Annotated in this window: 27 protein-coding genes; 26 read left to right on the forward strand and 1 reads right to left on the reverse strand. The window is 52.7% G+C overall.

Going from position 1 to position 25,276, the window contains the following annotated elements; all coding sequences use genetic code 11:
* Nucleotides 1-158: 158 nt before the first annotated feature.
* The 7 genes from rplS to VF260_10840 all read left to right on the forward strand — a co-directional run bounded on the left by rplS (nucleotide 159) and on the right by VF260_10840 (nucleotide 5,231).
* Nucleotides 159-503, forward strand: coding sequence for a 50S ribosomal protein L19 (rplS, locus tag VF260_10810; protein ID HEX7057667.1), 345 nt, complete (start codon nucleotides 159-161; stop codon nucleotides 501-503).
* A 138-nt stretch (nucleotides 504-641) separates the two neighbouring features.
* Nucleotides 642-1,235, forward strand: a complete 594-nt coding sequence (gene lepB, locus VF260_10815; GenBank protein HEX7057668.1) for a signal peptidase I — start codon at nucleotides 642-644, stop codon at nucleotides 1,233-1,235.
* A gap of 17 nt (nucleotides 1,236-1,252) precedes the next feature.
* Nucleotides 1,253-2,113 carry a ribosome biogenesis GTPase YlqF gene (gene ylqF, locus VF260_10820; GenBank protein HEX7057669.1) on the forward strand — a complete coding sequence of 287 codons (861 nt, stop codon included), beginning with the start codon at nucleotides 1,253-1,255 and terminating at the stop codon, nucleotides 2,111-2,113.
* 15 nt (nucleotides 2,114-2,128) lie between these two features.
* A complete protein-coding gene (locus tag VF260_10825; protein HEX7057670.1) occupies nucleotides 2,129-2,737 on the forward strand; it encodes a ribonuclease HII in 609 nt (202 codons plus the stop codon).
* A 63-nt stretch (nucleotides 2,738-2,800) separates the two neighbouring features.
* Nucleotides 2,801-4,558, forward strand: a complete 1,758-nt coding sequence (locus VF260_10830) for a hypothetical protein (GenBank protein HEX7057671.1) — start codon at nucleotides 2,801-2,803, stop codon at nucleotides 4,556-4,558.
* Nucleotides 4,555-4,863, forward strand: coding sequence for an EscU/YscU/HrcU family type III secretion system export apparatus switch protein (locus tag VF260_10835; GenBank protein HEX7057672.1), 309 nt, complete (start codon nucleotides 4,555-4,557; stop codon nucleotides 4,861-4,863). The genes VF260_10830 and VF260_10835 overlap by 4 nt, the downstream gene beginning before the upstream one ends.
* Entirely contained in the window at nucleotides 4,860-5,231 is a 372-nt protein-coding gene (locus tag VF260_10840; protein HEX7057673.1) for a YraN family protein, read from the forward strand. The genes VF260_10835 and VF260_10840 overlap by 4 nt, the downstream gene beginning before the upstream one ends.
* Nucleotides 5,232-5,235: 4 nt before the next feature.
* Here VF260_10840 and VF260_10845 read toward each other — a convergent pair whose 3' ends face one another.
* Nucleotides 5,236-6,807 carry a YifB family Mg chelatase-like AAA ATPase gene (locus VF260_10845; GenBank protein ID HEX7057674.1) on the reverse strand — a complete coding sequence of 524 codons (1,572 nt, stop codon included), beginning with the start codon at nucleotides 6,805-6,807 and terminating at the stop codon, nucleotides 5,236-5,238.
* Nucleotides 6,808-6,961: 154 nt separating this feature from the next.
* On the opposite strand from VF260_10845, the gene VF260_10850 reads away from it, so the two are divergent.
* The 19 genes from VF260_10850 to VF260_10940 form a co-directional block, all read left to right on the forward strand.
* Nucleotides 6,962-7,216, forward strand: a complete 255-nt coding sequence (locus VF260_10850; GenBank protein HEX7057675.1) for a hypothetical protein — start codon at nucleotides 6,962-6,964, stop codon at nucleotides 7,214-7,216.
* A 207-nt stretch (nucleotides 7,217-7,423) separates the two neighbouring features.
* Complete coding sequence (sucC, locus tag VF260_10855; GenBank protein ID HEX7057676.1) at nucleotides 7,424-8,584, forward strand: ADP-forming succinate--CoA ligase subunit beta; 1,161 nt, start codon at nucleotides 7,424-7,426, stop codon at nucleotides 8,582-8,584.
* 38 nt (nucleotides 8,585-8,622) lie between these two features.
* Nucleotides 8,623-9,555 (forward strand): succinate--CoA ligase subunit alpha, encoded by a 933-nt coding sequence (gene sucD, locus VF260_10860; protein ID HEX7057677.1) that lies wholly within the window; start codon nucleotides 8,623-8,625, stop codon nucleotides 9,553-9,555.
* Between the two features lie 99 nt (nucleotides 9,556-9,654).
* Nucleotides 9,655-10,749 carry a DNA-processing protein DprA gene (gene dprA / locus VF260_10865; protein ID HEX7057678.1) on the forward strand — a complete coding sequence of 365 codons (1,095 nt, stop codon included), beginning with the start codon at nucleotides 9,655-9,657 and terminating at the stop codon, nucleotides 10,747-10,749.
* Between the two features lie 15 nt (nucleotides 10,750-10,764).
* Complete coding sequence (topA, locus tag VF260_10870; protein HEX7057679.1) at nucleotides 10,765-12,861, forward strand: type I DNA topoisomerase; 2,097 nt, start codon at nucleotides 10,765-10,767, stop codon at nucleotides 12,859-12,861.
* A 64-nt stretch (nucleotides 12,862-12,925) separates the two neighbouring features.
* Entirely contained in the window at nucleotides 12,926-14,251 is a 1,326-nt protein-coding gene (trmFO, locus tag VF260_10875) for an FADH(2)-oxidizing methylenetetrahydrofolate--tRNA-(uracil(54)-C(5))-methyltransferase TrmFO (protein HEX7057680.1), read from the forward strand.
* Nucleotides 14,252-14,322: 71 nt separating this feature from the next.
* Nucleotides 14,323-15,216, forward strand: a complete 894-nt coding sequence (xerC, locus tag VF260_10880; GenBank protein HEX7057681.1) for a tyrosine recombinase XerC — start codon at nucleotides 14,323-14,325, stop codon at nucleotides 15,214-15,216.
* 52 nt (nucleotides 15,217-15,268) lie between these two features.
* Nucleotides 15,269-15,814: an ATP-dependent protease subunit HslV gene (hslV, locus tag VF260_10885; GenBank protein ID HEX7057682.1), complete on the forward strand. Its 546-nt coding sequence runs from the start codon at nucleotides 15,269-15,271 to the stop codon at nucleotides 15,812-15,814.
* A gap of 35 nt (nucleotides 15,815-15,849) precedes the next feature.
* Nucleotides 15,850-17,241 carry an ATP-dependent protease ATPase subunit HslU gene (hslU, locus tag VF260_10890; GenBank protein ID HEX7057683.1) on the forward strand — a complete coding sequence of 464 codons (1,392 nt, stop codon included), beginning with the start codon at nucleotides 15,850-15,852 and terminating at the stop codon, nucleotides 17,239-17,241.
* Between the two features lie 12 nt (nucleotides 17,242-17,253).
* Nucleotides 17,254-18,012 (forward strand): GTP-sensing pleiotropic transcriptional regulator CodY, encoded by a 759-nt coding sequence (codY, locus tag VF260_10895; GenBank protein ID HEX7057684.1) that lies wholly within the window; start codon nucleotides 17,254-17,256, stop codon nucleotides 18,010-18,012.
* Nucleotides 18,013-18,177: 165 nt separating this feature from the next.
* A complete protein-coding gene (flgB, locus tag VF260_10900) occupies nucleotides 18,178-18,585 on the forward strand; it encodes a flagellar basal body rod protein FlgB (protein ID HEX7057685.1) in 408 nt (135 codons plus the stop codon).
* Between the two features lie 5 nt (nucleotides 18,586-18,590).
* Nucleotides 18,591-19,034: a flagellar basal body rod protein FlgC gene (gene flgC / locus VF260_10905; protein HEX7057686.1), complete on the forward strand. Its 444-nt coding sequence runs from the start codon at nucleotides 18,591-18,593 to the stop codon at nucleotides 19,032-19,034.
* Between the two features lie 39 nt (nucleotides 19,035-19,073).
* On the forward strand, nucleotides 19,074-19,388 hold the full coding sequence (fliE, locus tag VF260_10910) for a flagellar hook-basal body complex protein FliE (protein HEX7057687.1): 315 nt from the start codon (nucleotides 19,074-19,076) through the stop codon (nucleotides 19,386-19,388).
* 40 nt (nucleotides 19,389-19,428) lie between these two features.
* Nucleotides 19,429-21,021 carry a flagellar basal-body MS-ring/collar protein FliF gene (fliF, locus tag VF260_10915; GenBank protein HEX7057688.1) on the forward strand — a complete coding sequence of 531 codons (1,593 nt, stop codon included), beginning with the start codon at nucleotides 19,429-19,431 and terminating at the stop codon, nucleotides 21,019-21,021.
* Nucleotides 21,022-21,033: 12 nt separating this feature from the next.
* A complete protein-coding gene (fliG, locus tag VF260_10920) occupies nucleotides 21,034-22,047 on the forward strand; it encodes a flagellar motor switch protein FliG (protein HEX7057689.1) in 1,014 nt (337 codons plus the stop codon).
* Complete coding sequence (locus VF260_10925; GenBank protein HEX7057690.1) at nucleotides 22,040-22,888, forward strand: FliH/SctL family protein; 849 nt, start codon at nucleotides 22,040-22,042, stop codon at nucleotides 22,886-22,888. The genes fliG and VF260_10925 overlap by 8 nt, the downstream gene beginning before the upstream one ends.
* Nucleotides 22,888-24,207, forward strand: a complete 1,320-nt coding sequence (fliI, locus tag VF260_10930) for a flagellar protein export ATPase FliI (protein ID HEX7057691.1) — start codon at nucleotides 22,888-22,890, stop codon at nucleotides 24,205-24,207. Before VF260_10925 ends, fliI begins: the two co-directional genes overlap by 1 nt.
* A gap of 15 nt (nucleotides 24,208-24,222) precedes the next feature.
* Nucleotides 24,223-24,669 (forward strand): flagellar export protein FliJ, encoded by a 447-nt coding sequence (gene fliJ, locus VF260_10935; GenBank protein HEX7057692.1) that lies wholly within the window; start codon nucleotides 24,223-24,225, stop codon nucleotides 24,667-24,669.
* Nucleotides 24,670-24,706: 37 nt separating this feature from the next.
* Nucleotides 24,707-25,276 (forward strand): hypothetical protein (locus tag VF260_10940; GenBank protein ID HEX7057693.1); only part of this gene is annotated, 570 nt, incomplete at its 3' end.

A 25,276-nucleotide genomic window follows, 5' to 3' on the forward strand; every position in this document is an offset into this window, starting at 1 on the left:
AGAAGGCAGGAAGTAAAAAAACGATTACGATTGTCAATTCCCCGTTCGTATGATAGAATACATCATGTTGTGTGAATAAGGTGGTCCGCTGCACGCGATGAAGCGACGATGCTCGCAAGAAGCGTCATGAACACCTGTATGGAAGGAGGGAGTCAGGAATGAGCAATATCATACAGGAAATTGCGCAGGAACAATTGCGCAAGGATATCCCGGCTTTCCGTCCCGGCGACACGTTGAAAGTACACGTGAAAGTTATCGAGGGATCGCGCGAACGGATTCAGATTTTCGAAGGTGTCGTGATCAAGCGCCGCGGCGGCGGCATTAGCGAAACATTCACCGTCCGCAAAATTTCCTATGGCGTCGGCGTGGAAAGAACTTTCCCGCTGCATTCGCCGAAAATCGATAAAATCGAAGTGACTCGCCGAGGTAAAGTCCGTCGCGCCAAGCTTTACTATTTGCGCAATCTGCGCGGCAAAGCGGCGAGAATTACCGAAATCCGTTAAATTTCGCAAGAGAAGGGGCTTGATTCAACGCAAGCCCTTTTTTTGTGCCCTTTTTCTTTTTAAATCGTCCATTCAATGATACAATATAGCACAGTGATGAAAAAATGCAGCTTCGGCCTGGAAAGGAATCGGCAAAACATGGACCAAGAGCAAAATGCGCATATTAAAAACGAAATCGTGGAGTGGATCAAAGCGATTTTGATTGCCGGGGTGCTGGTCGTCGTCATACGGATGTTTATTTTTCAACCGTTTGTGGTGGATGGGCCTTCCATGCGGCCGAACTTTTATACCGGCGAACGATTAATCGTCAACAAATTGATTTACTCCATTCATCCGCCCAGGCGGGGCGAAGTGATTGTGTTTCTGGCTCCCGAAGGAAAGGATTACATCAAGCGCGTCATCGCGTTGCCGGGTGAGACGATCAAAGTGGACGGGGACGATGTTTACATAAACGGCAAAAAAATAGCGGAACCTTACATCGCGGACGCGATCAAAGAGGCGCATAAAACCCGGCCGGTCTACAACTTTACGCGCGACTTTAAATATGTGAACGGCAAATTGCAAGCCGTGACGGTGCCCAAAGACCATGTGTTTGTCATGGGCGACAATCGCCCCGACAGCAAAGACAGCAGATACGAAGACGTCGGCTTTGTGCCGTACGACAAGATTATTGGGCGCGCTGATTTTGTTTTTTGGCCGCTGAAAAAAATCCATCTAATCAATCATTATTGATTCAGGAGCCTAACAATATGACGATACAATGGTTTCCCGGGCATATGGCCAAGGCGCGGCGACAAATGGAAGAAAAGCTCGGGCTGATCGACATTGTGATCGAACTTTTGGATGCCAGAATCCCCTATTCCAGCCGCAACCCGATGATCGATGCGTTATTAAAGGGAAAGCCGCGGCTTGTTGTTTTGAACAAAAGCGATTTGGCCGACCCGGCGGTAACAAAAGATTGGACCGATTTTCTAAAAAGCGATCATACCGGCGTGCTTGCGATCGAATCCGTTTCCGGGAAAAATCTCGCGGAAATTGTTCCCGCGTGCAAAGCGAAGCTGCTTCACAAGACGAAGGCGCAGCTCGCCAAGGGCATCAACCCGCGCAATTTCCGCGCATTGATCGCCGGTATTCCGAATGTGGGAAAATCTACGCTGATTAACCGCCTTGCCGGTCGTAGCGTTGCCGCCACCGGAGACCGGCCCGGAGTAACCAAAGCGCAACAGTGGATTAAAATCGGCGGTGAAATGGATTTGTTGGACACCCCGGGAATACTCTGGCCGAAGTTTGCCGACCCCGCCGTCGGTTACCGCTTGGCCGCTACCGGCGCGATTAAAGAGGAAATTTTAAATCTTGAGGATGTCGCGTTTTTTACGGTCCGATATTTGTTGGAACGCTACCCGAAATTGCTTGCCGCCCGCTATTCCCTTGATGCTCTGCCGACGGAATTGACCCGGCCGGAATCCATCGTTGCGGTCATGGAAGAAATCGGCAAAAAACGCGGCTGTTTGCGTAGCGGCGGCGCAATCGATCTCGCGAAAGCGGCCAAAACGATTTTAAAAGATTTGCAAACGGGAAAAATCGGCCGGATCAGTTTGGAAACGCCGTAAGGTGAGGGAAGTCGGATGTTGCAATATGAAACGGAATTGTGGAAGAGCGGAGCGACCGCCATTGCCGGATTGGATGAAGCCGGCAGGGGCTCTTTATTTGGCGATGTGGTGGCTGCCGCGGTCATTTTTCCCAAGGGGCTGTCCATTCCCGAGATCAACGATTCGAAAAAATTAAGCGCGAAAAAACGCGAGCAGCTTTTTGACGTCATCTGTGAAACAGCGCTTGCCGTAGGCGTAGGGTGCGTCGATGCGGCGACGATCGACCGGATCAATATCAAGCAAGCGTCGCGCATGGCGATGAAAATAGCGGTTGACAATCTCGCTGTTAAGCCCGATTATTTGCTTATCGACGCGGAAAAAGTGGATACGGATATTCGCCAGTTGGCCATTATCCACGGCGACGCGCTGAGCCAGTCGATCGCCGCGGCGTCCATTGTTGCCAAAGTTACGCGGGACCGGATGTGCCAAAACTGGGATTTGCAGTTTCCCGAATACGGCATCGCGATCCATAAAGGATATGCGACAGCTTCGCACCGCAAAAAGATTGTCGAGTTTGGCCCGAGCGCCTTGCACCGCCGTTCTTTTTTAAGCAATATCCTCGCGCAGCAACTGGAATTGTTTTGAAATGCGTCCGCTCAAGTTCTTCCTGTTTCCGGCCGATAAACTCACTAGGGGAGGAGACGGGTCATGAACATCGGCCAATTGCTGCATGGGCTGTTTCATAACATGCCGGCCAACGAAGCGAACGTGCTCGAATTGCAAGTCGGACAAATCGTCAGAGGCGTTGTTTTGAAACTGTTGTCCGATCAGGAAGCGATTATCGGCATGGGCGGCGCGCAAATTCGGGCGAAATTGTTAACTCCGTTAAGCGTCGGGGAAGCCGCGGCATTTGCCGTGCAACCAAACCGGCAAGACGGCATGTTATGGCTCAAAGCTCTACCTCTTTCCGCCACGGCCGCAACCGCGCAATCACTGGTTGAATGGCTGAATGTGCTGGGTGTGAAAAATACAAGTGAAAACCGCGCAGTGCTTGGCAAACTGCTTCAGGAAGAACAACCCGTATCGAAGGAACAATTTGCGCGCATGAGCGAGTTTGTGGCCGCCAAGCCGAAAAATATTCCGTTAAATCAGTGGATGGACGCCGGTTTGCTTGCCGCAAGGCGGGGGCTGCCGCTCAGTGCGGAAACCGCGCTGCCGATCTGGCAAGTTCTCTTTGGCGAAGCCTTTCATCAATTGCTGCAAGCCTTTTCTTCGCAAGTGCAAACCATATTATCCGAAAATCCGCGGATGATGGCCGTTACGGATCAGACACAGGGTTTTGCGCCGCGGAAGGCGCAGGCTGCAGCCGTAATGCTGCCTGATTTATTGCGGCAAGCCGCCCGGATGGTCGCTGAAATTTTCCCGCTGCGCACGGAGTTGCCGTCAACAATCGCAATGACCGGCAGAGAAACCGAAGAGGCGGTTGTTCGCGCCAATTCGGCAAACCATATAATTCAGGAGCCGCGGCCGCAGCAAGGCGCATTAGCGCATCCAATGCCGCAACAGCAAAGCGCATCGGCGCAAGCAAACCGGCGAACAGGCCACCCGGAAGCATTTTTACCAAATAACATGCAAGCCGAACATGTGTCATATCCGGCACGGGCGCCCATTCGGATGCAAACTCCGATTGAGCCTGCGAAGATGTCGACTGCGGCGGCGCCGGAAATACGGATGGCTGCGCATGCCGCTGAAATACCCGCCGCGCAGCCGGCACAAATCCCGCATACCGCCTGGATTCCCCAATTATTGAAACTGATCGGCATTTCGTTCGAACATGAAGGCAACCATATGCCGAAGCAACAAATGGCTGCGCCGGAAATAGCGGAAAATCCGCCTGTTACGCAGGGCAATGGAGCGCATGCGCACGATTCGTTAAAAGGCGTGCTCGCGCAACTGTTGGATAACGCGGGACTTGCGGCGCCGTTAAAAGAGGCGGCCCAACAGTTGTTGAACCATATCACGGGGCAGCAGCTGCTTCTGCAAACCGGCACGCAGCAAGCTTTGTCGCAAATTACACTGTTCATTCCGCTGCGCGACGAACACGGCAGGCAAACAGCGTCCGTGCAAATTCAGTCAAGAAAAGGAAAAAGCGGCTTGCTTGACGCGCAAAACTGCCGGCTGTTGTTCGATCTGCATATGCCCGCGCTCGGGGTTACGGTGATCGATGTGGCGGTTGTAGAGCGGATGGCAAATATTCGCATCTTCAACGACCATCCGCAAATTTCATCATGGCTTAAGGAGTCGAAAGAAGAAATAGGCGCGGCGCTCGCGGCATTGGGATATTCCTGTTTGTCGCTCAAGCATCATAACTTTCCGGAACAGCATTATGCAACCGCATCCGGCAACGGGAAAACGGCTGCCATCCCTTCGCTGCGGCCGTATAAAGGGGTGGATTTGCGCATATGAAAATAAAACGCTCCGAGGCAGCCAAACGGTTGCGTGCGGTTGCTTTAAAATACGACAAAGACAAGCATGAAGCCCCGATTGTAACGGCCAAAGGGCACGGCGTCGTGGCGGAAAATATGATAAAAAAGGCGCGGGAGCACGGCGTCCCGGTGCAGGAAAACCCATCCTTGGCGGAATTATTGAGCAAGCTGGATATTGACCAGGCCATCCCGCCCGAATTATACCGTTTGGTCGCCGAACTTCTAAGCTACATTTACCGGATGGATAAAAAAGCGCGCGATTTTGCGGCGAGGAGCAACCCATGAGTCCGGGGCGAAAAAAAGAAACGGGGGGCAAAGGCGAACAATTGGCGGCGCAGTATTTGCGGAATCATGGATATACGATTTTGCACACCAATTGGCGATGCCGTTCGGGAGAAATCGATATTGTCGCGCAAAAAGGCGGCGCCATCGTCTTTGTCGAAGTGCGCACGCGCACGGCGGGGGGCGGATTCGGCTCGCCGGAAGAGTCGGTGGATGCCCGCAAACAAGTGAAAGTGCGGCAAACAGCGCAAATGTATTTGTATGCCCACAAGCAATTTAACGCTCCCGCCAGATTCGACGTGATCGGCGTCGAGCTCACGCCCGCGGGGGAATTGGCCGATCTGCGCCATATTGAAAACGCCTTTGTCTGAAAAATCACAACGTTCGCTGGTCCAATTTGCGGTATTGGATCGCTTCGGCGACATGCTCAAGCTCGATGGTTTCAGATTGCTCCAAATCGGCTATCGTTCGTGCCAGCTTTAAAATCCGGTCGTATGCGCGGGCGCTTAAACCCAATGCGTTGAAAGATTGCTGCAAAAGTTGCGCGGCATCTTGCTTCAGCCGGCAGTGCGCGCGCAAGAGCGTGCCAAACAGTTCGCCGTTATAACGTATTTGCGTACCTGCATACCTTTTCTGTTGAACGGCGTGCGCCCGATAGACCATTTCGCGCAGCTCTTTCGATGTAAGCTGATGCTTGCCTGCCGCCGGTTCGCTAGAATTCGTCAGCTCTTCAATCTCCACGCGCGGCACATCCACATGCAGGTCAATGCGGTCCAATAGCGGCCCCGACAATTTATCGCGGTAAGCGGCAATTTTTTGTTTATGGCAACTGCACGGATTTGTTTCCGTCTCATGTCCGTAGTAGCCGCAAGGACAAGGGTTCATCGTCGCCGCCAAAATAAATCGGGAGGGAAAGGCATAGGAGGCGCGCGCTCGTGCCAAAGTAACCTTGCGGTCTTCCAACGGCTGCCGCAAAACTTCCAGAACGCGCCGCGGGAATTCCGGCATTTCATCCAAAAACAATACGCCATGATGAGCGAGACTGACTTCGCCCGGGCGAGGCGGACTGCCGCCGCCGATCAGCCCGCCTTGCGAAATCGTATGGTGCGGATCGCGAAACGGTCGCTGCCGGATCATCGTTCCGCCGCGTTCCAACTTGCCGGCTATGCTGTAAATTTTTGTGACTTCAAGCGCTTCGGCTTCCGTCATGGGCGGCAATATCGTAGGCAGGCGGCGAATCAGCATCGTTTTCCCCGATCCCGGCGGACCAACGAGCATGATGTTGTGCATGCCCGCCGCGGCAATCGCCATGGCGCGCTTGGCGAAATGCTGCCCTTTGACTTCCGCGTAATCGAAATCCTGTACATTAAGCGCGTTGGATTCCCGACTGTCGTTTATTTCCGCAATCTGAACGCCATTCATGTACGCTTGAAACTTTTCGGCGCTTTCCAGTTCCCGCAAATCTTCCAATCTGTTTACCGGAACGATCAGCATATCGCTGATCAGATTCGCTTCCGCAGCGTTATCGCCGGGCAAAATAGCGATTTTTAAACCTGCGGCTTTCGCCATTTGCACCATTGAAAGCACCCCGGGAACGGCTCTGACCGCGCCATCCAGCGACAGCTCCCCAATGATGAGAGCTTTCTCGCACCCGTATAAACGGATTTGTTTGCTTGTTGTCAAAATGCCCGCGGCAATCGCCAAATCAAACGCCGAGCCTTCTTTGTGCAAATCGGCGGGAGCCAAATTTACCGTAATGCGCTTGAGCGGAAACTCGAACCGGCTGTTTTTCAGCGCCGCTCGCACGCGTTCCGCCGACTCGCGGATGGCGCCGCCCGGCAACCCGACGATGTTGATTTGCGGCAATCCGTTGGCAATATCGATTTCCACTTCGACTTTTTTTCCCTCGATGCCATGCACGCAGCCGCTAAATATTTTTCCATACACAATAAAACACCTCTTGTTATCGGAAATGTGAAAAAACTTCACCGCTTCCGGAACAAAGGTGCTTCCTCTTATTCCGCTCTTTATTTGGCTATGAACCATATTACCATAATTTTCGCACAGTTGGCTATCCTAAATGCGAAGAGGTGATCAGCACATGGACAAACCGTATTTTTGCCCGAACTGCCGTGCAAACCGCGTGAAATTCAGCATCGTGACGAGCTATTCGCAAAGCATTCGCAAAGACGCGATCACCGGCGCGATTGTGGAAACGGAACAACCGAAAGAAGTCCCGTTGGCGGAGCCGAATATTGAGTGCCGGGTGTGCGGCTTTATCGGCAACGAACTGCGGTTTATCCGCCAGGCGGAGCGGGAGCCGCGGATAAACCAAAACCATTTCCCGAGCAATTAAAAAAACCGGAAAAGTTCGCGGTTGCCGGCATGATCATGTTGGCATATGTCTAAAACTGGCAGGGTATGCAACAATCGTGCGAAAATTTGTACAACGCGGGAAAAGTCGCGAAAAAAATTGCCGGCAACCATTGAATATGCAACATTACTTGCGCTAAACTGGGATTGTTGCTTGTCGTGCGAAGAGTAAGAAGGAGGGCATAAAGTAATGAATATTCACGAATATCAGGCAAAAGCGGTGCTTAGACAGTATGGCGTCAAAGTGCCGGAAGGAAAAGTGGCCTTTTCCGTCGACGAAGCGGTGGAAGCCGCCAAGGCGCTCGGAACGCCCGTGGTCGTGGTGAAGGCGCAAATTCATGCCGGCGGGCGCGGCAAGGCGGGCGGCGTGAAGGTGGCCAAAAACCTCGATGAGGTTAAAACCTATGCGCAAAGTTTATTGGGCAAAATTTTGGTGACGCACCAAACCGGACCGGAAGGCAAAGAGGTAAAGCGCCTTTTGATCGAACAGGGCTGCGACATCAGGAAGGAATATTATTTGGGCGTTGTGGTGGACCGCGGAACGGGCCGCATCGTCTTTATGGCTTCGGAGGAAGGCGGTACCGAAATCGAGGAAGTAGCCGCGAAAACCCCGGAGAAAATTTTCAAGGAAACGATTGATCCGGCTGTCGGGCTGCAAATGTTCCAGGCGCGCAAGCTGGCTTACGCCATACATATTCCCGATGCGCTGGTGAACAAAGCGGTGCAGTTTATGATGGGGCTGTACCGGGCGTTTGTCGACAAGGATTGTTCCATTGCGGAAATCAATCCGCTTGTCGTGACCGGCGACGGCGAAGTCATGGCGCTTGACGCCAAGCTGAACTTTGATGCGAACGCGTTGTTCCGGCATAAGGATATTTTGGAACTGCGCGATTTGTCGGAAGAAAATGAGAAGGAAATTCAGGCATCGAAATTTGATTTAAGCTATATCGCGCTGGACGGCAATATCGGCTGCATGGTAAACGGCGCCGGCCTGGCGATGGCGACGATGGACATTATTAAGCACTATGGCGGCGAGCCCGCCAACTTCCTTGATGTCGGCGGCGGCGCAACGACGGAAAAAGTTACGGAAGCGTTTAAGATCATTTTGTCCGATGAACGTGTAAAAGGCATTTTCGTCAACATTTTCGGCGGCATTATGCGCTGCGACGTCATTGCCACCGGCGTTGTCGAAGCGGCCAGGCAGGTTGGCTTGACCCGTCCGCTCGTGGTGCGGCTGGAAGGCACAAACGTGGCAATTGGCAAGAAAATTTTGAGCGAGTCGGGACTGAACATCGTCGCGGCCGATTCCATGGCTGACGGCGCGCAAAAAATCGTCGCGCTGGTGAAATAGCGAAACGCCGATGAAGATCGATAGGAGGAAAGTTAGCCATGAGTATTCTCATCAATAAAAATACGAAAGTCATTACGCAGAACATTACCGGAAAAACCGGGCTTTTTCACGCCAAAGGCGCGCTGGACTACGGCACGCAGATGGTAGCCGGGGCTACGCCGGGCAAAGGCGGTACCCATGTCGACATTACGCTTGAGAACGGTTCGACCGTATCGCTTCCGGTCTACAACACGGTGAAAGAAGCGGTCGACAAAACCGGCGCAACCGCTTCGGTTATTTATGTCCCGCCGGCATTTGCCGCGGATGCGATCATGGAAGCTGTCGACGCGGAAGTGGAATTGATTATCTGCATTACCGAAGGCATCCCGGTTTTGGATATGGTAAAAGTAAAGCGCTATATGGAAGGGAAAAAATCGCTTTTGATCGGGCCGAACTGCCCTGGCGTCATTACGCCGGGCGAATGCAAAATCGGCATTATGCCGGGTTACATTCATGCTCCCGGCCATGTCGGCGTCGTCTCGCGCAGCGGCACGCTGACCTATGAAGCGGTGCACCAGCTGACGACACGCGGAATCGGACAATCCACCGCGGTCGGCATCGGCGGCGATCCGGTCAAAGGCATGGAGTTTATAGATGTTCTAAGCCGCTTCAATGACGATCCGGACACCTACGCGGTCATCATGATCGGCGAAATCGGCGGTACCGCGGAAGAAGACGCCGCCCGCTGGATCAAAGCCAATATGAAAAAGCCCGTTGTCGGGTTTATCGGCGGTAAAACGGCGCCCAAAGGAAAACGGATGGGCCACGCCGGGGCGATCATTTCCGGCGGCAAAGGGACCGCCGCGGAAAAGATTAAAGTGCTGGAAGAATGCGGCATCCGCGTGGCGCCGACGCCGGCGGAAATGGGTTCGACGCTTGTCTCCGTACTGGAGGAACAAGGGCTTCTGGAGAAATGCAAGACGATTCGATAATATATGCAAGTTTTATTTGAGAGGTAAGCAACCTCCTTTGTCCCGCCCGCGGGATAGGGGAGGTTTTTTGCATATTTGCTCATGAAAGGGGAAATGGTTATGGACAAACGAAAACTGCTGATTGCTTTGCACGAAATGAAGGGGATTGGCTGGAAATCAATTTCCAGATTCATGAAGCAAAACGGGGATTTATACGATCCCTTAAGCTTGACGGACCGGCAGCTGGCCGCAATCGGGCTCGATCAGGCAAAAATCGCTCTGGCCCGCAAAGCGGCGGACGAAACGTATGCCGCGGGGAGATTGCGAGAATACGAGCGGCGCGGCATTGCCGTCGTAACGGTCTTCGATGCGGCTTACCCCAAGCTGTTGCGGCAAATTGCGCAGCCGCCGTGGGTTATTTATTGCATCGGCGATATATCGCTGTTGCAACATCCTGCCATTGCCGTTGTCGGTACGCGAACGCCTACCTTTTACGGGCGGAAAAACGCTTTTCAAATTTCCAAACGGCTAGCGGAAGCGGGCTTTACCGTCGTCAGCGGATTGGCGCGGGGGATCGACAGCGACGCGCATCGCGGCGCTTTGCTGGGCGCTGCGGCTACGATTGCCGTGCTGGGCTCGGGGCCGGATATCGTCTATCCGCCGGAGCATGGCGATCTGTTCCGCGAGATTGCGCAAAAAGGATTGATCGTAACCGAATTTCCGCTCGGCACGAAGTCCCATCCCGGGTTGTTTCCGCTGCGCAACCGCATTATTGCCGGATTAAGCCTCGGCACATTGGTTGTGGAAGCCGCGTTGAAAAGCGGCTCCCTGATCACGGTTGACTATGCCCTGCAGGAGTCGAGAGACGTGTTTGCCATGCCCGGCCCGATCGACTCGCCAAAAAGCCAGGGCCCGCTATCCCTGATCAAGCAAGGCGCCAAGCTTGTGGCTGATGTGCGGGATATTTTGGAGGAATACGGTCATACGATGGAGTGTGAGGCTTTCTCCGATTGCGCGGGCCAAACGACGGAAACGACAGGCGACGAACAAAAGGTGCTGAATCTTTTGCGACACGAACCGGCGTCTTTTGACCGATTGCTGGAACTTGGAAATTTCGAATTTGGACATTTGCATGCAGTTCTGTTATCTTTACTAATGAAACGTTTGATTGAGCAGCGTCCTGGTTCATTATATGCGCTTAGCGAAAGCACATGAAGGGAGGACTTGCGATTGGCGGAATCACTGGTCATCGTTGAGTCGCCGGCCAAAGCGAAAACGATTGGAAAATATCTTGGCGGAAAATTTATTGTAAAAGCTTCGATGGGGCATATTCGCGATTTGCCGAAAAGCCAAATCGGAGTAGAGATCGAAAATGGATTCAACCCGAAATATATTACGATCCGCGGCAAAGGCAATGTATTGAAAGAATTGAAGGACGCTTGCAAAAAAGTGAAAAAAGTGTATCTCGCCGCCGACCCTGACCGGGAAGGAGAAGCAATCGCCTGGCATTTGGCGCACTATTTGGAAGTGCCGGAAAGCGAGCCATGCCGCGTTGTGTTCAACGAGATTACCAAGCAAGCCGTAAAAGACGCGTTTCATTCGCCGCGCAAAATCAACATGGATTTGGTGAACGCGCAGCAGGCGAGACGGATTCTCGACCGTTTGGTAGGTTATAAAATCAGCCCGCTATTGTGGAAAAAAGTGAAAAAAGGTTTGTCGGCCGGCAGGGTGCAATCGGTCGCCGTCAAAATTATTCTGGACCGCGAAAATGAAATAAAAGCGTTTATCCCGGAAGAATATTGGACCATTACCGCAACGCTTCTTTCGCAAGACGGTCCGTTTGATGCGAAGTTTTACGGGCTTGGCGCAAGCAAACTGGAGTTGCACACGGCGGATGAGGTTGGGCAAATTTTGTCCGGATTGCAAAACGCCGTGTTCACGGTTGCCGAAGTAAAAGAAAAGGAAAGGCTCCGCAACCCCGCGCCGCCGTTTACCACCAGTTCGCTGCAGCAGGAAGCGGCCCGCAAACTGAATTTCCGCGCCGCCAAAACGATGCAGATTGCCCAGCAGCTTTATGAAGGCGTGGAAATCGGCAAAGAAGGTACGGTCGGCCTGATTACGTACATGCGTACGGACTCGACCCGGGTTTCCCCGGTCGCGCAAGAAGAAGCGAGAGCTTACATTGCCGAAAAATATGGCCAATCCTATGTTCCGAACACGCCGCGCAACTACTCGAAAAAGGCGGCCAACGCGCAGGACGCCCATGAGGCGATCCGTCCGACCGACGTCCGCAAACAGCCTGAAGACGTAAAACCATATTTGTCGCGCGACCAGCAGCGACTTTACAAATTGATATGGGAGCGGTTTATTGCCAGCCAGATGGCTTCCGCGGTGCTGGATACGATGACGGTGGATATTGCCGCGGGCGATGCGGTGTTTAAAGCGACCGGATCGACGGTGAAATTTCCCGGCTTTATGAAAGTTTATGTGGAAGGCAACGACGACGGAGCGACGGAAGAAGACAAACTGCTGCCGCCATTGAAAAAAGGCGACAGGCTTGACGCCGAGAAAATCGAACCGAAGCAGCATTTCACCCAGCCGCCGCCCCGCTATACGGAAGCGCGCCTTGTCCGCACGCTGGAAGAATTGGGCATCGGCCGGCCGAGCACCTACGCGCCGACATTAGAAACGATCCAGAAACGCGGCTATGTGGCGCTGGAAGAAAAAAAATTCGTGCCGACGGAATTGGGCGAAATCATCGTGCAGATCATGGAACAGTTTTTCCCGGAAATCATCAATGTGGAATTTACGGCGAAAATGGAAGACGAATTGGATTATATCGAAGAAGGCAAGGAAAACTGGGTGCATGTGTTGGAAAACTTTTACCGTTCGTTTGCCAAACGCCTGGAAGTTGCCGCCGAAGAAATGAAAGAGGTCGAGATTCAGGACGAGTTTTCCGATGAAACATGCGAAAAATGCGGCCGCCCGTTCGTCTACAAAATGGGCCGGTTCGGCAAATTTCTCGCTTGCTCCGGCTTTCCGGAATGCCGCAATACGAAGCCGATCGTAAAAAACACCGGCGTAAAATGCCCGACGTGCGGCAGCGGTGCGGTCGTGGAACGCCGCAGCAAAAAGGGCCGGCTGTTTTACGGCTGCGACCGTTATCCGCAGTGCGATTTCGTCTCCTGGGACAAACCGGCGCGCGAATTATGCCCGAAATGCGGCGCGATGATGGTGGAAAAACGCAATAAAGGGTCCGTCCGGGTGCAGTGCATCCGTTGCCACCATCAGATGAAACCGCGCGAGGAAGCGCGCGAAGAAGCTTGACATTATTGCGAACTTGCGATCTTTGCGAAGATGGCGGCACGAAAAAATCCGGGGAGGTGCTTGCATGTCCGCCGACCGAGTGATCGTTATCGGCGCCGGTTTGGCCGGCAGCGAAGCGGCTTGGCAGATTGCGAGCCGCGGCGTGCCGGTTACGCTTTACGAAATGAGGCCGGTAAAAAAAACGCCGGTGCACGTTACCGATTGTTTCGCGGAGTTGGTCTGCAGCAACTCGCTGCGCGCCAACAGCCTGACGAATGCCGTGGGCATTTTAAAGGAAGAGATGCGCAGGCTGCATTCATTGGTTATGCATGCGGCTGATCAAACTTCGGTCCCGGCCGGGGGAGCGCTTGCCGTAGATCGGGAGGCGTTTTCGCGCCTCATTACGTCCATGTTGGCAAACCATCCGCAAATTGAAGTGATTCGCGAAGAAATGCGCGACATACCGGACGGGATTGTCATTATCGCGACCGGACCGCTGACATCGCCGATCCTGTCGGAACGCATCCGGCAATTGACCGGCGAGCGGTATTTATATTTTTATGATGCCGCCGCGCCGATTGTGGAAAAAGAATCCGTCGATCTGGCCAAAGTGTTTGTCGCCTCCCGTTATAACAAAGGCGAAGCGTCATATCTGAATTGCCCGCTGACGGAAAGCGAATTTTCCCGCTTTTACGAAGCCCTCGTTACGGCGGAAACCGCGCCGGTCAAGGAATTCGAGAAAGAAATCTATTTTGAGGGCTGCATGCCAATCGAAGTCATGGCCAAACGCGGCAAGCAAACGTTGCTGTATGGCCCGTTAAAGCCGGTCGGATTGGTCGACCCGCGGACGGGGAATAAGCCGTTCGCCGTCGTGCAATTGCGGCAGGATAACGCTGCCGGCACGTTGTACAACCTGGTCGGCTTCCAGACGCATCTGAAATGGGGCGAGCAAAAAAGAGTGTTTTCCCTGATACCGGGGCTTGAGCATGCCGAATTTGTCCGCTACGGCGTCATGCACCGCAACACCTTTTTGCACTCGCCCGGTTTGCTTTACCCGACATATCAGTATAAAGGCAGGCAGACGCTGTTTTTTGCCGGCCAAATGACCGGGGTGGAGGGCTATGTCGAATCGGCGGCCTCCGGCTTGATCGCCGGGTTAAACGCGGCCTTGCTGGCGCTGGGAAAACCATGTGCAGCGCTGCCGCCGGAAAGCGTCATCGGCAGCATGGCGCATTACGTCACGTCGCCCAAAGTGAAACATTTTCAGCCGATGAACGCGAATTTCGGCCTGTTGCCGCCGATTGAAAAACGCTATGCGAGCAAAATGCAAAAAATCGAGCAATTGGCCGCGCGGGCATTGCGTTCCATTGAGCAATTTTGCCAATCTGAAGCTTTCGTACCTTGTCATTAATCTTTTTTTTATGATACGATATCCTTTGTTTTTGAGGAGTGGATGGTTGGACACGGCGCAAGCTGGGAGTGATCTGGGTGGAGCAGTCAATCGAATGGTTTCTGCAGCATCTTCGCGGCGAAAAAAATGCGGCGGATCACACGATTGCCGGCTATGAAGAAGATTTGCGGCAATTTGCCGCCTTTTTGCGCAGGCAACAGATACATGATTTTGGCGCGGTGGGGCATTTGGCGGTGCGTTCGTTTTTGGCGGAACTGAATGCGCACAATTATGCGCGCGCAAGTCTCGCCAGAAAATTATCCGCCTTGCGCAGTTTTTACGCTTTTTTGGTGCGGGAAGGAGTGCTCGCCGCAAGCCCGTTCGGCGCGGTGCGCACGCCGAAATTGGAAAAGAAACTTCCCAAATTTTTATACGTAGAAGAAATGAAGGCGTTGTTGGCGGTTCCCGATTTGTCCGCTCCGGCGGGCATTCGCGACGCCGCAATCTTGGAAACCTTGTATGCCAGCGGCATGCGGGTAAGCGAGCTGGTTGGCCTTGATCTTGCGTCGGTCGATTTGCGTGGCGGCACCGCGCTTGTTTTCGGCAAAGGGGCGAAAGAACGCTATGTGCCGCTGGGCGATTATGCCGTTGCGGCGCTTCAGCGGTATTTGCGGCAGGCAAGGCCGCTGTTGGCCAAATCGGCGCAAGAAACCGCGCTTTTTCTCAATACCAGGGGGGGAAGGTTAACGGATCGCAGCATCAGGCGCATCATCGATACGCATGTCGGCAAATTGGCCACGCGACGGAAAATCAGCCCGCACACGCTACGCCATACGTTTGCCACGCATTTATTGGAAGCGGGGGCGGATCTTCGGACCGTACAGGAGCTACTGGGCCACGTCAATATTGCTACGACGCAGATTTATACACATGTAACGCGGGATCATTTGCAATCGATCTATAACCGTGCTCATCCGCGCGCGTAAGCGGCTTTTTCATTTTTGCCAAACATTTTGCGTCACGAAAGGAGGAGGCTAAATGGAATTTACTTTTCATGCGACGACCATTTTCGCGGTTCGCCATAACGGCAAAGGGGCGATCGCCGGAGACGGCCAGGTGACGTTCGGCAACAGCATGATCATGAAAAATACGGCCAAAAAAGTTAGACGCCTGTATAAAGGAAACGTGCTTGCCGGGTTTGCCGGTTCGGTCGCCGACGCCATTACGCTGTTTGAGAAATTCGAAGGCAAACTGGAGGAATACCACGGCAACCTGCAGCGCGCCGCAGTGGAAATGACGAAAGATTGGCGCCAGGACAAAATATTGCGCAAGTTGGAAGCGATGATGATCGTCATGGATAAACAAAACATGCTTTTGCTTTCCGGCAGCGGTGAAATGATCGAACCGGATGACGGGATTTTGGCGATCGGATCCGGCGGCAGTTTCGCGCTTGCGGCAGGCAGAGCGCTTAAAAAATACGCCGGGCACATGGAAGCGAAGGACATCGCGAAAGCGGCGTTGGAAATGGCGGCGGAAATTTGCGTCTATACGAATCATAATATTATTGTGGAAGAAATCGAGTAGGCTGCATTCTGCGGCAGCCTTCAGGAGGTATGGAATTGGCACACAAGTCGTTGACACCTCGGGAAATCGTGAAAGAGTTGGATAAATATATCGTCGGCCAGCATTTGGCCAAACGTTCCGTGGCAATCGCCTTGCGCAACCGCTACCGCCGGAATTTGCTCGATGATTCGCTGCGCGATGAAATTATGCCGAAAAATATTTTGATGATCGGCCCCACCGGCGTGGGCAAAACCGAGATTGCCCGCAGACTGGCGAAGCTGGTCAATGCGCCGTTTGTCAAAGTGGAAGCGACCAAATTCACCGAAGTCGGATATGTCGGGCGCGATGTGGAGTCGATGGTGCGCGATCTGGTGGAAACGGCTATCCGTATGGTCCGTGCGGAGAAAACGGAAAAAGTGAAGGACCGGGCGGAAATATTGGCAAACGAGCGCATCGTACAATATCTCGTGCCGACGGAATCGAAACAGAAAAACACGCGAAACCCGCTGGAAATGCTGTTTGGAGGGCAAAACGCCCAGCAAAGCGACCCGGAAGTCGAGCAGTCCATCAAGGAACAGCGCGCGCGTGCGGCGGAACGTTTGGCAAAAGGCGAATTGGAAAACGAAACGATTGAAATCGAGGTCGAGGATAACGCCCCATCGATGTTCGAAATGTTTTCCGGCCAGGGAACGGAACAAGTCGGTTTCAACATGCAGGAATTGTTCGGCAATTTTTTGCCGAAAAAAACGAAAAAGCGCAAACTTTTGATTAAGGAAGCCCGCAAATTGCTGATTCAGGAAGAGGCGCAGAAGCTGATCGATATGGATGAAGTGGTGCAAGAATCGATTGCGCGCGCCGAACAGTCGGGAATCATTTTTATCGATGAAATCGATAAAATCGCCGGGGGCGGCAGGGGGCACGGACCGGACATCTCGCGGGAAGGCGTGCAGCGCGATATTTTGCCGATCGTGGAAGGCTCGACGATCATGACGAAATACGGACCGGTCAAAACCGATTTTATTTTGTTTATCGCCGCCGGCGCTTTCCATATCGCCAAGCCGTCCGATTTGATTCCGGAATTGCAGGGGAGATTTCCGATCCGGGTGGAATTGAACAATTTGTCGATGGAGGACTTCGTCAATATTTTGAAAGAGCCGAAAAACGCCTTGACGAAACAGTATACCGCGCTTCTGGAAACGGAGGGCATTCAAGTCACGTTTACCGACGAAGCGATCAGCGAGATTGCGCAAATCGCCGTCGAAGTGAACCAGAACACGGAAAATATCGGCGCCCGCAGATTGCATACCATTTTGGAAAAACTGCTGGAAGACTTGTCATTCGAAGCTCCCGACATTAACTTGGAGAAGTTTTCCATCACGCCGGAGTACGTGCGGGAAAAATTAGCCGATATCGCCAAAAACCGCGATTTGAGCCAGTATATATTATAAGAGGTTGAAAAGATGAATTTGTTGAACAAAACCAGAACGTTAAACAAATTGTTGCAAAAAGCCGCCGGCCAGCCGGTCAATTTTATGGAAATGTCGGAAGTGCTGAGCAATACGATCCAATCCAATGTGTTTGTCATAAGCAGAAAAGGCAAAATATTGGGCTATGCGATGGCCGCGCCGTTTCATTCGGCCGATACGGCCAATCACCTGCTCAATGAGCGGCGGATGGAGGCGGAACACAACGGGATTCTGCTTGGCGTCAAGGAAACTTGTTCGCATCCGGGCGAAATCGACGAGCGGTTGAAACAGCTTTTTGAACAGCCGCATCTGATCATTGTCCCGATTGTCGGCGGCGGGGACCGTCTGGGAACGTTGGTCGTTTCGCGGGCCGGCCAGCCGTTTATCGACGACGACCTGATTTTGGCCGAATACGGTTCGACGGTTGTCGGCATGGAAATATTGCGAATCAGGCAGGAGGAAATTGAAGAGGAAGCCCGATATAACGCAGTGGTGCAAGTCGCCATCGGATCGTTGTCGTACAGCGAAATGGAGGCCGTCGGGCACATATTTGAAGAACTCGACGGCAAAGAGGGGCTTCTTGTTGCCAGCAAAATAGCCGATCGCGTCGGCATTACGCGTTCGGTGATCGTAAACGCGCTGCGCAAGCTGGAGAGCGCAGGCGTCATTGAATCGCGCTCGCTGGGGATGAAAGGCACCTATATCAAGATTTTGCTCCCCCAATTGATCGAGCATTTGAAAGGCAACCGGTAAGACTAAAGCAGGATAACAAAATCAGGAATTCATACGAACGCCCTATTCCTTTTGTTGGAATAGGGCGTTTATGATGTTTTTTGAAGATTGTTGTCGAAACAGGAAGGAAATTACCGGCAATTTGTTGAATAACAATATAGTCTTTTATTTTGAGGGGGGGACAAGATGGCGATTATTGACAATTCCCGGTTCAATCTGTTGGAAAGATCGCTGAATGCGGCTGCACTCAGACAAAAAGTAATTGCAAACAATATTGCAAATGTCGATACTCCCAACTTCAAAAGATCGGATGTCGTTTTCGAAGACTTGCTGCAAAAAGAAATCGAGACTTCATCCGCCCATTTTGTCGGCAAACGGACTGATCCGCGCCACTTCGAGATCGGCGGCGGAAGCGAAGCGATGCCGGAGATTGTCACAGACCAGCATTCCGCGATGAACAACAACTTGAACAATGTGGACATTGATCGGGAAATGGCGCTGATGGCGGAAAACGAACTTCGCTACAATGCGCTTATTCAGCAGTTGAATTACGAATTGCGGCAAATCCGGATCGCGATAGACGGGAGAAGGTGATCAGCGTGAAACTGACAAGCAGTTTTGATATCAGCGCTTCGGCGCTAACCGCCCAGCGGCTGCGCATGGACGTCATTTCCTCCAACATCGCCAATGCGGAAACAACGCGGGGCAGGTTTGTAAACGGAAGATGGCTTCCGTATACGCGTAAAATGGTTGTCATGGAACCGAAATCGGTTACTTTTTCCGGCGCGCTCAAGCAGGCCATGTACGGTGCGGGGCAAGGCGTCAAGGTTACCGGCATTATTGAGGATCAAACGCCGTACAAGCGCGTATACAATCCCGGCAGTCCGGATGCGGACGAGCAGGGTTATGTCTTGATGCCGAATGTCGACGTGTTGAAAGAAATGGTCGATATGATTGGCGCCTCCCGCTCCTATGAGGCCAATGTGACGGCGTTGAACGCCAGCAAAGCGATGTTTATGAAGGCGCTCGAAATCGGCAAGTAGGCGAATCGGGGCTAAGGAAAACAATGAAGGAGGATTCGTATGATCGCGAAAACGGATCTGGCAGGGCAATTGATGAACGCCCCTGCCGTTTCAGGCGGTACGTCCGCCCCGGGAAAAGGAGCGGTTGACGTATCCGGCCAATTCGGAAAATTACTTGAAACCGCGATTGATCAGCTTAACGCGCAAAATGCGGAAGTCGATGAGCTTACCAAGCAATTCGCCACCGGACAACTGACAGATATACACCAATTGCTGATCGCATCCGAAAAAGCGTCATTGGGTTTGGAATTGACGGTGCAGATCCGGAACAAAATGATCGAGGCATATCAGGAAATCATGCGCATGCAACTATAATCAGACAGATTGACTAGCGTGTTCTGGATGAGGTGGGAACGTGAATGAGAGGCTTTCCCGTTATTGGGAACTTCTAAAGAAATTTTGGAGCAAAACAAACAAAAATCAACGAATCATGATTGTTTCCGCTATTGCCGCAGTAATCATCGTCATTGTTGCCGTCACGTTAACTTTCTCCAAAACCGAGTATGTCATCGCGTTTACGGAGCTGAACGCCGACGATGCGGCAGCCATCACCGGATATTTGAACAATCAGGGCATCAAGTACAAGCTGAGCGAAGACGGCAAAAGCATTGGCGTTCCAAAACCGGTTGCCACACAGGTGAAAATCGACGTCGAGTCGCAAGGTTTGATGAAAAACGGATCGATCGGTTACGGGATTTTTCGCGACAATATTTCTTCATTCGGCATGACCGACAATGAATTTAATATTTTAAGCCTGGACGCCAAAGCGGGCGAGATTCAAAAATTAATCAATGCCATGAATGGTGTCGTCAGTTCGAAAGTCATGATTAATATTCCGCAAGAAAGCGTATTTTTGAACGACGTGCAAGACAGGTCCACCGCGGCGGTCGTCATTCGTTTTCAGCCGGGATACCGTCCGGACCAACACCAAATAGACACCATTTTCAATTTGGTGGCGCATAGCGTGCCGAATTTAAGTATCGAAGACATTACGGTTTCCGACCAGAGCGGATCATTTTCGCCTTCCACGGCGGGCGGCGCCCTTGCTTCCGCAGCGACAACAGCGGAGCAGCAGTTGATGTTCAAGAAGCAATTTGAAGCGGATATTCAGAAAAATGTGTACCAGCTTCTTAGCCGGATCATCGGGCCGGACAAAGTTGTTGTCAGCGTGTTCGCCGCGTTGAATTTCGACAAGCGGAACACGACGGAGCAGTTGGTCACTCCTGTCAATACGGTCGACCAGAAGGGCATCGAAATCAGTCTGGAAAAAATCCAAAAATCATACAGCAGCGAAGGCGGCGCCCAAGGCGGCATTCCGGGCACAGGGGAGAACGACGTGCCGGGTTATCCGAGCAGCGCCGATTCCGGCAATACGAATTCGGAAGAAAATCAGGAGAGAGTCAATTATGAAGTGAATCGGATCTCCAACCAAATTGTTGCGAGTCCGTATCAGGTCAAGGATTTAACGATTAATGTCGCCGTTGAACCGCCGGTCAAAACCGATCCGAACTCCTTAACGGCGGAGACCAGGGATGCGATCCAACGCATTTTGATGAACATCGTTGGCGCAGCCTTGACAGACAACGGGCAAAAATTGACGGATCAGGAACTGGCGCAAAAAGTGCTGGTGTTTGCGCACCCGTTTGAAGGAAATCCCGAACCCCCAACCAAAAGCTTCTGGCAAAGTCCGTGGGTATACGCCGCTGCGGCCGCAGCGCTCGCAGCGATAATTGTTGGCGCGGCTTTGTTTATGAGACGCAGAAGAATGGAGGAGGAAATCGCAGCGGATACGCTTGTTCCGAATGCCCAGCAGGCCATCCAGTTTCCTTCGCTGGAAATGGAACAAGCTACGAGTGAAAGCCAGGTCAAGAAACAACTGGAGCAGCTTGTGCAGAAGAAGCCGAAAGAATTTGTCGATCTTTTGCGTACCTGGCTAGTTGATGATTAAGGGGGGGGCCTGATGGCAAAAGCACAACAAACTTTATCCGGCCGTCAAAAGGCAGCCATTCTCATGATTACGTTGGGGCCGGAAATATCGGCGCAAATTTTCAAGCATTTGCGGGATGAGGAGATTGAGCAGTTGACGCTGGAAATCGCCAACGTCCGCAAAGTCGACAGTCTGGAACGCGAGTCCATTTTAACCGAATTCCATCAAATCTGCCTGGCGCAAGAATATATTTCCCAAGGCGGCATCGCATACGCGAAAGAGGTGTTGGAACGGGCGCTCGGTTCGCAGAAGGCGCTGGATATTTTAAACCGGTTGACGGCGACGCTGCAGGTCAGGCCGTTTGATTTTGCGCGCAAAGCGGATCCCGCGCAAATTCTGAATTTTATTCAAAACGAGAACAATCAGACCATTGCGCTCGTGCTTTCGTATTTGCAGCCTGAACAAGCTTCGGTCATTCTTTCGGCTTTGCCGCAGGAAAAGCAGGCGGATGTAGCCAAGCGCATCGCTCTGATGGACAGCACATCGCCGGAAGTCATTACCCAGGTGGAGCACATTTTGGAGCAGAAACTGTCCGCGACGGTTACGCAAGATTATACATCGGCCGGCGGCATTGAAGCGATTGTGCAAATATTAAACGGCGTCGACCGCGGCACCGAGCGAACAATTCTCGATTCGCTGGAGATTCAGGATCCGGAATTGGCGGAAGAAATCAAAAAGCGAATGTTCGTTTTCGAAGACATTGTCAATCTGGACAATCGCTCCATCCAGCGTATTATCCGCGATGTCGAAAACGCCGATTTGCAATTGGCGTTGAAAGTTGCAAGCGATGAAGTGCGGGATACAATATTCCGCAACATGTCGAAGCGGATGTCGGAAACGTTCCGGGAAGAAATGGAGTTTATGGGGCCTGTCCGGCTGCGTGACGTCGAGGAAGCGCAAACGCGGATCGTGGCCACCATAAGACGCTTGGAAGAAGCGGGAGAAATTATCATTGCCCGCGGCGGAGGCGATGATATCATTGTCTAATTTGATCAAACCCTCGTCATATATTTCGCTGGAAGAAATGCGGCTGATCGAAATCATGCAAAAAGAAAGGCGCATGGGCAAAAAGGCGCAAGCCGCAAAAGATGAAACGGGAAGCGAAGACAAGTCCGGGAACGAACAGCTGGAACAAGAACAGCAGCGAATCATGAACGAAGCGAACCAGTTGGCCAATCAAATCATTCAGGATGCGACAGCGGAAGCGGACCGTATCCGGGCGGAAGCAAACGCCGAAATCCGGAAATGGTGGGATGAACGGCGAAAAGAAGATGCCGCCGCCGCGGAACAAGCCAGGCTTAAGGCGGAAGAACAAGGCTATCGGGAAGGCTGGAATAACGCCGAGCAAGCGGCCCGGGAGCAATACGCCGGTCTGATCCGGGAAGCCAAAGATGTGCTGACGCTTGCGCAGCAAATGAGAAAAGAAATGATTCTGGAAGCGGAGCCTTTTTTGGTCGAACTGTCCTGCGCCATTGCTGAAAAAATTATCCGGCGGGAGTTGTCCGTGGGTGACGATTGGTTGAAAGAGACGATCCAAACCTATTTACGGGAAGAGCGCGACAAGAAAACGATCATCATTGCCGTTAATCCAAAACAGTTTGCGAGCCTTGCCGCGGTCAGGGAAGAATTTGCTTTGGCCGTCGGTTCCCAATCAGAGCTTCGGATCGTCCCGGATGCCGCGGTAACGGAAAATGGCGTTATGATCAGCACGCCTTTTGGCAGCGTGGATGCCAGAATCGATACGCAGCTTATGGAAATCAGGCAGGCGCTGCTCACGATTGCCCATGATGCGCCAAACGAATTTTTGGAAAGCGGCGGAGATGCATGATGGCGATGCGTATGCCGGATCCGCAAAAATACATAAGGCAGCTTTCGCAAATCAATTCCGTGCGGGTGAACGGGAAAGTTGCGCAAGTGATCGGGTTAACGGTCGAATCGGAGGGGCCGGACGCGAGTATCGGCGACGCCTGTTACATTCATGCCGGCAAAGCCAAGCAGCAAATACTGGCCGAGGTTGTCGGCTTCCGCAACAATCGGGTTATTCTCATGCCGCTTGGCGAACTGCAGTCCGTCTCTCCCGGATGCGAGGTAATCAGCACCGGGAAGCCTCTTACGGTGCAGGTGGGGCACGAACTTTTAGGCAAAGTCCTTGACGGCCTGGGGCGTCCGCTGGACGGCAGCGTGCTGCCGCGGCAACTGCCTTCCTATTCGACGCACAACTCTCCCGGCAACCCGTTGCATCGGCCGCGCATCACCGAGCCGATAGGCGTCGGCGTGCGTTGTATCGACGCTCTTTTGACCGTGGGCAAAGGCCAACGGATCGGAATTTTTGCCGGCTCGGGCGTAGGCAAAAGCACGCTTTTGGGCATGATCGCGCGCAATACGGCTGCGGACGTCAATGTGATTGCCCTGATCGGGGAACGCGGCCGCGAAGTGCGGGAATTTATCGAACGCGATCTCGGTCCCGACGGACTCGCCCGCTCTGTCGTGGTCGCCGCCACTTCCGATCAGCCGGCGCTAATCCGCATCAAAGGCGCCTTGATCGCGACGTCGATTGCCGAGTATTTTCGCGATCGCGGCCATAATGTCATGCTGATGATGGACTCGGTAACCCGGTACGCGATGGCCATGCGGGAAGTCGGTTTGGCGGTGGGCGAACCGCCGGCAACGAGAGGCTACACGCCCTCCGTATTTGCCAATCTGCCCAAGCTGTTGGAACGTTCCGGCACATCGCAAAAAGGCTCGATTACGGCTTTTTACACGGTTTTAGTCGATGGCGACGATCTGAATGAGCCGATTGCCGACGCCGTAAGGGGCATTCTCGACGGGCATATCGTTCTGGACCGCAATCTTGCCAATCGCGGGCACTTTCCCGCCATCGACGTGCTGGCAAGCGTAAGCCGGGTCATGAAAGATATTGTGCCGCAGGAACAAATGGCGGCCGCCGAAACGCTAAAACGCATCCTTGCTGTATATAGAAATTCGGAAGACTTGATCCATATCGGGGCGTACCAGCACGGCAGCAACCCGGAAATCGACAATGCGATCCGCCATATCGAGGCGATCCGCAAATTTACATGCCAGGATGTGGCGGAAAAGATTGATTTTCAGGAAGCGTGCCGGCAATTGGCCCAACTATTTGCGTAAGGGTGATATTGACAGATGCGGTTCAAATTCGCTTTGCAAAAAATCGTCGATTTGAAAAAAAGCGAGAAAACGCAAGCGGAATGGGTGCTCGCGCAGTCGCTCGGGAAACTGCGCGCCGCGGAGCATTCGCTGAACGAACTGTTAATGGCGAAACAAACCGCCCAAGCCGCGCTCATGCAAAGCGCGCAAGCGAAAGCTACCGTTTCCGAGATCCGGGAGAAGCAGCATTTTATCGAGCACCTGGATAAAAAAATCGCCGAAAAATCGGCGGACGTATACCGGGACAGAGCGGCCGTAGAGCAAAACAAGAGCGCGCTTGCGGTTAAAATGGTGGATGAAAAAGTGTGGCTCGGCGCAAAGGATCGGGCATACGCGCGGTATTTGGCGAAATTTTTCAAAGCGGAGCAGGATCAGTTGGATGAAATGGCTGCCGTCAGGCATCAACCCGGCAAAAATCTGTAATGCAGAAGGACGGTGAAACAGATTGGCGGATGAAGGTGTGGAGAAAGCATCGTATGGCGCATTCGAACGTTTTATTTATATATTCCTGATACCGGCCGTGTTTACGATTGTGTTAACAAGCGTGCTGCTGTCCTTTTTCGGCTATGACGTATTTGGCACAGCGTGGCGGGTCGCCGACTCGATTCCAATACTGAACAAGGTGATTCCGGAACCGAGTCCGAACAAGCCGGATAATGCGGCGGCAACCGATGCGGCGGCGCCGTTGGAAGCGGCGAAAGTGAAAGAGTTGCTTGCGCAAAAAGATGCGGAATTGCAAAAATTGACCGCCGCGAATAATGACAAAGATCAAACGATTGCCGATTTGCAAGCGCAGGTGAAACAACTCGAAGAGCAATTGCAGCAAAAATTGGCGAGCGATGAAGAATATTTGAACCAGATCAAAAGCCTTGCCGCCATGTATGCCGACATGCAGCCAAGCAAAGCGGCGCCTGTCCTGGAAAACTTGACCATCCCGGAATTGGTTCTGATATTAAGTCAGATGAATAGCGACAGCCGCGTCGGCATTTTGGAGAAAATGGATCCGAAAATTGCCGCGGAAGCTTCGATA

This window comes from Bacilli bacterium (assembly GCA_036381315.1).
Lineage (GTDB): Bacteria > Bacillota > Bacilli > Paenibacillales > KCTC-25726 > DASVDB01.